The organism is Lysobacter enzymogenes, assembly GCF_017168095.1.
GTDB classification, from domain to species: Bacteria; Pseudomonadota; Gammaproteobacteria; order Xanthomonadales; family Xanthomonadaceae; genus Lysobacter; species Lysobacter enzymogenes_D.
The window spans coordinates 38,858-46,054 of sequence record NZ_LXSD01000298.1 but is presented as its reverse complement, the minus strand read 5'-3'; the positions used below and the strand labels follow the sequence as shown (position 1 = coordinate 46,054).

The following is a 7,197-nucleotide window of genomic DNA, read 5'->3' as shown; positions in this document are numbered from 1 at the left end:
CGCCGGCCGCGGCTTGGGCCGCGCGCCGGGCCTGGCCGGCGTCGCCGCGCCGGCCGCGGCCGCCATCAACGCCATTACCATCGCCGCGCCGGTGGTCCGGCCGAAGTGTCCGCGTGCCGCTTCCATCGCCGCCCCGCCCAGGTCAATGAAGCGGCGATGGTAAGCAAGCGCGGGGCGGTTGCCGGCACGCGGCGGCACGCGCAAGACAGATTCGATTCAGTTCCGCGGCACCGGCCCGACCGTTCGTCCGGGCCGCCGATACGATGTCGATCGCGGCCCGCCCGGTTCGTCGTCATGACGACAGCGGCCGAAAACCGGCCCGCCCCTGCCGCACACCGGAGAACCGCCATGCGCTTCATGATGCTGATGATCCCCCAAGGCTACGAGTCCGCCGCGCCCGGCACGCTGCCCAGCGTCGATCGGATCGAGTCGATGACCAAATACAACCATTCCCTGCAGGAAGCCGGCGTGCTGCGCGCGCTCGACGGCCTGCACCCGCCGTCGATGGGCGCGCGGGTGAGCTTCCGCGGCGGCGTGGCGCGGGTGATCGACGGGCCGTTCCCGGAGGCCAAGGAAGTGCTCGGCGGCTATTGGGTGATCGAAGTCGGCTCGCGCGAGGAAGCGATCGAATGGGCGCGGCGCTGCCCGGCCACCGACAACGAGACCATCGAGGTGCGGCAGATCATGGGGATGGAGGATTTCCCCGAGGACGTGCGCAAGGCGGTCGGCCAGCCGTGATCCAGCCGTAACGTCCTGTAGGAGCGACGCGAGTCGCGACCGCGACCTCGCAGTCGCGACGCAAGCGCGGTGTCGCGGTCGCGACTTGCGTCGCTCCTACAGGGAGATCGCGGGGTTTGCGCGGATTACGCGACTTCGCGGCCGGCGCTGGCCTGCCACACTTCGTACCACTCCTGCGCCGACAGCCGGATCGCCAGCGCGTCGACCGCGTCGCGCAAGCCCTGTTCGCGGCCGCTGCCGGTGATCGGCCACGGACGCGTCGGATGCCGCAGCAGCCAGGCGTAAGCCATCGTCGCCACCGACGCGCCGCCGTGGCGGCGGCCGAGATCGGCCAGCACCGCGCGCACGCGTTCGGCGCGCTCGTCGCCGCCGCCGAACAGGCGCCCGCCGGCCAGCGGCGACCACAGCATCGGTCGCAACCGCAATGCCTGGCACTGCTCCAGGGTGCCGTCGTCCAGCGGCGGCAGGTGCAGCGGCGAGAGTTCGACCTGATGCGTCGCCAGCGGATGCCGCGCGTGCAGCAGCGCCAGCTGCGCCGGGGTGTGATTCGACACGCCGACATGCAGCACCTTGCCCGCGGCCTTGAGCTCGGCGAAGGTCGCGGCGAGTTCGTCGGCGTCCATCAGCAGGTCGGGGCGGTGGATCAACAGCAGGTCGAGGTAATCGGTGCGCAGCGCGCGCAGCGAGTTCTCGACGCTGGCCAGCACGTGCGCGCGCGAGCTGTCGTAGGACTTGATCGTATGCGCGGGCCGCTGCGCCGAGGTCAGCCTGATCCCGCACTTGCCGATCAGGCGGATGCGCGAACGCAGCGCCGGCTGCAGCGCCAGCGCCTCGCCGAACAGGCCTTCGACCGAATAATCGCCGTAGATGTCGGCATGGTCGAAGCTGTCGATGCCCAGGTCCAGGGCCTGGCCGATCCAGCGCAGGCGCTGGGCGGCATCGAGGTTCCATTCGGCCATGCGCCAGCAGCCGGCGACGATGGGGGACAGGCTCAGCGGATCGGCGGCGCTCATGCGGGTCGGTACCGTGCGGGGGGGACCGGCAGTCTAGCCCGTGCGAACGCGCCCCGGCGCGGGGCTGCGGCGCGCGTTGCGCGCGGTTGCGACGCGCGCGTCAGGCGCTGTCGGTCAGCTCGTCGATGCGCGCGTACAGCGCGTCGAACCGCGCTTCCAGCGCCGGATGCACGCCGCGCAGCCCGGCCACCACCTGCGCGGTCCAGTCGAAGTAGTCGCGCTTGCGCTGCTGCGGCCACGGCGGCGGCGCGTCGAGCAGATCGCCGAGGTTGCTGATCTTGTCGGCCAGCTTGACCAGCTGCGCCTCGCGCGAGATGTGCGGCGCGTGCTCGACCTGCAGGCGCTTGCGCTCGGCCTTGGGCAGGGCCTTGTCGTCGGTGACTTCGCGCACCACCGCGGCGATGCGCGCGCCGAAGGCCAGCTCGAGTTCCTCGAACGTGGTCGCGGTGTCCTCGACCGTGTCGTGCAGCAGCGCCGCGCACAGCACCACCGGGTCGGCGACGCCGCCGAGGTTGGCCAGGGTGTCGGCCAGCGCCAGCGGATGGTTGATGTAAGGACTGCGCTCGGGGTCGAGCCGGCGCTGGCGGCGGTGGCGCTGCGCGGCGAAGGCCGCGGCGCGCAGGACGAGTGCTTGATCGGGGTGCATGCGTGCTCCTGCGGGTGTCGTCCAGCCGTCGGCGTCGCGCGGCCGGAGGCTGCGCGACGCGGAACGGTCGGGGGAATTCGCGGCGATCCGCCGCGGGACGCGGCCGTCGCGGCCGCCCGCCCATTCTAACGCGAGCGCGGCGCGCTCAGGGCGCCAGCGCCGCCATCGCCTCGATCTCGAACAACATGCCGTCCAGCGCCAGCCGCGGCACCGGGATCAGGGTGCAGGCCGGGCGGTGGTCGCCGCCGAACGCGGCGGCCAGTTCTTCGCCGAAGATCGCCAGCCGCGCGTGGCTGTGTTCGACCACCAGCACGGTCAGCTTGACCACGTCGCGCGGCCCGGCGCCGGCCGCGGCCAGCGCGGTGGCCAGATTGGCGAAGGCCTGCCGCACCTGGGCGCGGAAGTCCGCGGCCAGCGCGCCGTCGGCGGTTTCGCCGCCCTGCCCGGCCACCAGCACCCAGCGCGCGCCGGCCGCGACGCGGGCGAGGTGCGAGTAACCGTTGGGCGCGGGGTCGTAGAGGCCGGCGGGATTGTCGAGGGTGAACACGGAAGCGGTCATCGCGAATCCTGAAAGGGGGACGTCATCGGGACGACGATGCACCGCCGCGCGTGGTGACATCAAGCCGCGGCGTCGGCGGCGCGCGCCAGCGCGAAGCCCTCGTCGAGCCAGCCGGTCACGCCGCCGGCCATCAGCTTCACCGGCCGCCGCAGTTCGGCCAGCCGCACCGCCGCGCGCGCCGCGCCGTTGCAGTGCGGGCCGGCGCAATACACCACGAACAAGGTCTGCGGCGGATACCCGGCCAGCTTGGACGCGATCAGCTTGCGGTGCGGAAGATTGACCGCGCCGGGCACGTGGCCGGCGGCGAACGCCTGCGGCCCGCGCGCGTCGACCAGGACAAAACCGGGCTCGCCGGCGGCGAGCGCGGCATGCACGTCCCAGCAATCGGTTTCGAATTCGAACTGGGCGCGAAAATGGGCCAGCGCCTGCGCGGGCGCGGCGGCGGGGACTTCGGTGACGGCGTTGCGCATGGCGCGGCTCCGGGTGGGGACGCGGCCATTGTCGGCCGCGCGCGCTTGCGCGAGGATTGGCGCAATCGCCATTGATCGATCAAATCCCGCCAATGTCGCCCAAACCTTCGTCCGCTCCGGCGCCGCTGCGCCGCGGCGGCCCCGCCAATCCGCGGGTCGCGGTGCTGGTCTACGACGGCCTGTGCGCGTTCGAGTTCGGCTGCGCCGCGGAAGTATTCGGCCTGCCCCGCCCGGAACTGCAGGCCGAACTGCGCGGCCGCCCCTGGTACCGCTTCGAAACCTGCGCCGCGCAGCGTCGGCCGCTGCGCGGCCAGTACGGCCTGAGCCTGCGCGCCGACGCAGGGCTGGAGCGCCTGGCCGAGGCCGGCACGGTGATCGTGCCCGGCTGGCGCGGCTGCGACGAGCCGGTGCCGGCCGACATCGCCGAAGCCCTGCGCGAGGCGCATGCGCGCGGCGCGCGGGTGCTGTCGATCTGTTCCGGCGCGTTCGCGCTGGCCGCCGCCGGCCTGCTCGACGGCCGCCGCGCCACCACCCACTGGCGCTACGCACCGGCCCTGCGCGAACGCTATCCGCGCATCGACGTCGACGCCGGCGCGATCTACATCGACGAAGGCCGGGTGCTGACCTCGGCCGGCAGCGCCGCCGGCCTGGACCTGTGCCTGCACCTGGTGCGGCGCGACTGGGGCGCGCGCATCGCCAACCACGTGGCGCGGCGGCTGGTGATCGCGCCGCACCGCGAAGGCGGCCAGGCCCAGTACATCGAACGGCCGGTGCAGCGCAGCGAACGCGGCGCGCTGGCGCCGCTGCTCGAACGCATGCGCAAGCGCCTGGCCGAGCCGTGGAGCGTGGCCGAACTGGCGCGGCTGGCGGCGATGAGCGAGCGCAGCTTCCTGCGCCGCTTCAAGCAGGCCACCGGCGCCAGCCCGGCCGACTGGCTGATCCAGGCGCGGGTCGAGCGCGCGCGCGAACTGCTGGAAACCACCGACGCGCCGCTGCAACGCATCGCCAGCGACGCCGGCTTCGGCAGCGCGATCACCCTGCGCCACCACTTCCGCCGCAAGCTCGGGATCGGGCCGCGCGACTACCGCGAGCGCTTCGCGCGCGGATCGCGCTGAGGCGCGCGCGAAGCGTTACCATCCCGTCTGGTCTCAAGGATCGGGACTCGGATCATGGCCGAATCGCCCACCACTTTCCCGCTGCCTGCCCACTGCCTCGTCGAATTCGAAAGCGGCAGCGACGACGCGCTGATCGCCTTCGCCGTCGGCCCCGACCGCGCCGTGTACGCGCTGCACGCGTTCGGCGCCTACGCGCACGGGCGGCCGCCGCCGGCCTACCGCGTGCGCGCCTGGCTCGACGGCCAGTGCGTGCTGGACACGCGCATCGACGACGAGCCCCACATGCTCTATGCGCTGCAGCCGCTGGGCGCCGACCTGCTGTTCGCGTCCGTCCCGCCCGGCAAGCCGGTCGGCGCCGCCAACGGCAAGGTGTACTCGCGCGAAGGCCGGCGGCTGCGCGAACTGGTCCTGGGCGACAGCATCGAACACCTGCAGACCACGCGCAAAGGAGCGATCTGGACCGCCTATTTCGACGAGGGCGTGTTCGGCGACGACCCGGTGTCCGCGCACGGGCTCGCCGCCTGGGATGCCTCGGGCGAATGCACCTACCGCTTCCATCCCGACCTCGCCGGCCTGGACTACATCTGCGATTGCTACGCGCTCAACGTCGCCGACGACCGCGAAACCTGGCTGTACTACTACAACCAGTTTCCCTTGGTGCTGGTGCGCGAACGCCGGGTCAGCCGTTACTGGAAGGTACCGGTCGCGGGCGCGCGCGCCTTCGCCGTGCGCGGCGAGCATGCGCTGTTCACCGGCGGCTACGGCCAGTTCGACACGCTGACGTTGCTGCGGCTGGGCGAGAACGCGCATTGCGATGTCCTCGCCCGCTTCCGGCCCTGCGACGAAGACGGCGAGGCCTTGTCCGCGGACCGCTTCCACGGCCGCGCCGACACGCTGTATTTCCACGCCGCCGGCGGCATCTGGGCCGTCGGCCTGGACGAAGCGCTCGCCGCCTCGTCCTGAGCGCAGCCGTTCAATTCGCCGTCGCGGCCTTGCGCTGCTCGATCTGCCGCTGCAAGCCGCGCTCGAACGCCTGGCCCTGCGCCAGTTGCCGGTCGATCTCGGCGATGGGCCACCAACGCCCCTGCGCGAACACGCCGGCGACCTTCGCCACGTTGTGGATATCGGCGAGCGGATCGGCGTCTAGCAGGACCAGGTTGGCGCGTTCGCCCTCGCGCGCGGCGCCGCTGCCGGCGTGCGGGTCGAACAGGCGGTGGGCGTTGAGCGAGGCCGCGCGCAGCACGTCCAGCGGCGTCAGCCCGATCTCGCGCAGTTCGATCATTTCCTGCCGCACCGACACGCCGAACGCGAGCCCGGGCAGGGCCGCGTCGGTGCCGACGGTCAGCGGCACGCCGCGCTTGTACAGCGCGCGGGTCAGCACGCGGGCGAAGTCGTAGCCGGCGGAGAAGGTGTCGGCGCCTTCCTGGTCGCGGAAGGCCTGGCTGAGATAGCGGTTGGCCGGCGCCGCCCAGTCGATCCGGGTCACCGGATCGACCGTGTCCAGCCAGCCGGCCGGCACCGCCGGCACTTCGCGCTGCACGTACATGGCGACGATGGTCTTGAGCGTGACCAGGGTCGGCGTGACCGACGCGCCGCTGTCCGCAACCGCCTGCGCCAGCGCTTCGATGTCGGCCGGCGCGAGGTCGCTGCCGATGCGGGCGTAGCGCGCCAGTTCCTCGCTGTGGGCGATGTTGTTGAGCGGATGGGCGAAGGCGAAGGCGCGGTCGGCGCAGCTCGCGCAGCCCAGTTCCGGCAGGTGGCCGGTGGTGATGTAGCCCTGGCGCCGGGCTTCCTCGATCACCGCCAGGTAGGTGTCGCGATTGAGGAACTGATAGGGCTTGATGAAGTCGTAGCCGCGCTGCCTGGCGCGCTGCACCGCGGCGATGCCGTCGGCGGCGGTGGTCGGCGCTTCGGGCCTGGACGCCGGCACCGGCTGGCCGTCGGGCTTCACCGCGACCGCCGCGCGCGGGCCGTTGATGAGCTTGCCGACGTAGAGCTTGGGGCCGGGCACACGCCCGGCGTCGATCTCGCCGCGCAGGCGCAGCAGATCGTCGTCGCTGCCGGCGCTGCCGCCGAGGTTGGCCGCGCCGGTCATCCCGGCCTTGAGCAGGCTCAGCATCACATGGCGGTCGTACTCGTGGCCGGCGCCGAGGTCGAGCCCCTTGATCGCCGGATTCTTGCTGTCGGCGATCGCGCCTTCGGTGGCGAGGTGGACGTGCGCGTCGACGAAGCCGGGCAGCAGGAACTTGCCGCGGCCGTCGATCACCGTCGCCGCGTCCGCGCGCGCGCCCTGCGCAGTCGGCACGATCAGGCGGATCCGCCCGTCCTCGATCAGCACGTCGCGATGGGCCAGGGTTTCATCGCCATCGAGCGGAATCACCGCGACGTCGCGGACCAGGTAGCGCCCGGCCGGTTCGGCCCGGGCGGGGGCGGCCGCGGCCAGCCCCAGTGCGAGGCACGCGAACAAACCCAACGACAACGAATGGCGGTTCATGCGGTTCTCCTGCGGCATGGACGGATCATAAGCAGCGCGATGCGGCGCGCGCACCGGCCTGAAGTCCCGGGCGTGAGCTCGCGACCGGCGGTCGCGAACCAGAAGTCGCGGACCGGCGGCATGGGCAGATGCGGTACGCCGCGCTATGGTTGAAACGCGCCT

At 72.4% G+C, this 7,197-nt stretch carries 9 protein-coding genes; 3 read left to right on the top strand and 6 right to left on the bottom strand.

Annotated elements, in window-relative coordinates:
• A partial coding sequence (locus A7A76_RS09870) for a hypothetical protein (protein WP_206411050.1) occupies positions 1-204 on the bottom strand: 204 nt, incomplete at its 3' end.
• Positions 205-348: 144 nt separating this feature from the next.
• On the opposite strand from A7A76_RS09870, the gene A7A76_RS09865 reads away from it, so the two are divergent.
• Entirely contained in the window at positions 349-738 is a 390-nt protein-coding gene (locus A7A76_RS09865) for a YciI family protein (RefSeq protein ID WP_206411049.1), read from the top strand.
• A gap of 125 nt (positions 739-863) precedes the next feature.
• Here the strand turns inward: A7A76_RS09865 and A7A76_RS09860 are convergent, their stop codons facing one another.
• The 4 genes from A7A76_RS09860 to A7A76_RS09845 all read right to left on the bottom strand — a co-directional run bounded on the left by A7A76_RS09860 (position 864) and on the right by A7A76_RS09845 (position 3,426).
• A complete protein-coding gene (locus A7A76_RS09860) occupies positions 864-1,751 on the bottom strand; it encodes an aldo/keto reductase (RefSeq protein ID WP_206411048.1) in 888 nt (295 codons plus the stop codon).
• A 100-nt stretch (positions 1,752-1,851) separates the two neighbouring features.
• On the bottom strand, positions 1,852-2,397 hold the full coding sequence (locus tag A7A76_RS09855) for an HD domain-containing protein (RefSeq protein WP_206411047.1): 546 nt from the start codon (positions 2,395-2,397) through the stop codon (positions 1,852-1,854).
• 145 nt (positions 2,398-2,542) lie between these two features.
• Positions 2,543-2,956, bottom strand: a complete 414-nt coding sequence (locus A7A76_RS09850) for a RidA family protein (RefSeq protein ID WP_206411046.1) — start codon at positions 2,954-2,956, stop codon at positions 2,543-2,545.
• A gap of 59 nt (positions 2,957-3,015) precedes the next feature.
• Positions 3,016-3,426, bottom strand: a complete 411-nt coding sequence (locus A7A76_RS09845; protein WP_206411045.1) for a rhodanese-like domain-containing protein — start codon at positions 3,424-3,426, stop codon at positions 3,016-3,018.
• A 92-nt stretch (positions 3,427-3,518) separates the two neighbouring features.
• On the opposite strand from A7A76_RS09845, the gene ftrA reads away from it, so the two are divergent.
• Together ftrA and A7A76_RS09835 are read left to right on the top strand one after the other, a co-directional pair.
• Entirely contained in the window at positions 3,519-4,541 is a 1,023-nt protein-coding gene (gene ftrA / locus A7A76_RS09840) for a transcriptional regulator FtrA (RefSeq protein ID WP_206411044.1), read from the top strand.
• A 54-nt stretch (positions 4,542-4,595) separates the two neighbouring features.
• Entirely contained in the window at positions 4,596-5,504 is a 909-nt protein-coding gene (locus A7A76_RS09835; protein ID WP_206411043.1) for a hypothetical protein, read from the top strand.
• Positions 5,505-5,514: 10 nt separating this feature from the next.
• Here the strand turns inward: A7A76_RS09835 and A7A76_RS09830 are convergent, their stop codons facing one another.
• Complete coding sequence (locus tag A7A76_RS09830; RefSeq protein ID WP_206411042.1) at positions 5,515-7,035, bottom strand: amidohydrolase family protein; 1,521 nt, start codon at positions 7,033-7,035, stop codon at positions 5,515-5,517.
• Positions 7,036-7,197: the final 162 nt, after the last annotated feature.

Bases quoted from the DNA above. Each gene is read 5' to 3' on its own strand.
- A7A76_RS09865 (WP_206411049.1), top strand. From the start codon at position 349: ATGCGCTTCATGATGCTGATGATCCCCCAAGGCTACGAGTCCGCCGCG.
- A7A76_RS09860 (WP_206411048.1), bottom strand. From the start codon at position 1,751: ATGAGCGCCGCCGATCCGCTGAGCCTGTCCCCCATCGTCGCCGGCTGC.
- A7A76_RS09855 (WP_206411047.1), bottom strand. From the start codon at position 2,397: ATGCACCCCGATCAAGCACTCGTCCTGCGCGCCGCGGCCTTCGCCGCG.
- A7A76_RS09850 (WP_206411046.1), bottom strand. From the start codon at position 2,956: ATGACCGCTTCCGTGTTCACCCTCGACAATCCCGCCGGCCTCTACGAC.
- A7A76_RS09845 (WP_206411045.1), bottom strand. From the start codon at position 3,426: ATGCGCAACGCCGTCACCGAAGTCCCCGCCGCCGCGCCCGCGCAGGCG.
- ftrA (WP_206411044.1), top strand. From the start codon at position 3,519: ATGTCGCCCAAACCTTCGTCCGCTCCGGCGCCGCTGCGCCGCGGCGGC.
- A7A76_RS09835 (WP_206411043.1), top strand. From the start codon at position 4,596: ATGGCCGAATCGCCCACCACTTTCCCGCTGCCTGCCCACTGCCTCGTC.
- A7A76_RS09830 (WP_206411042.1), bottom strand. From the start codon at position 7,035: ATGAACCGCCATTCGTTGTCGTTGGGTTTGTTCGCGTGCCTCGCACTG.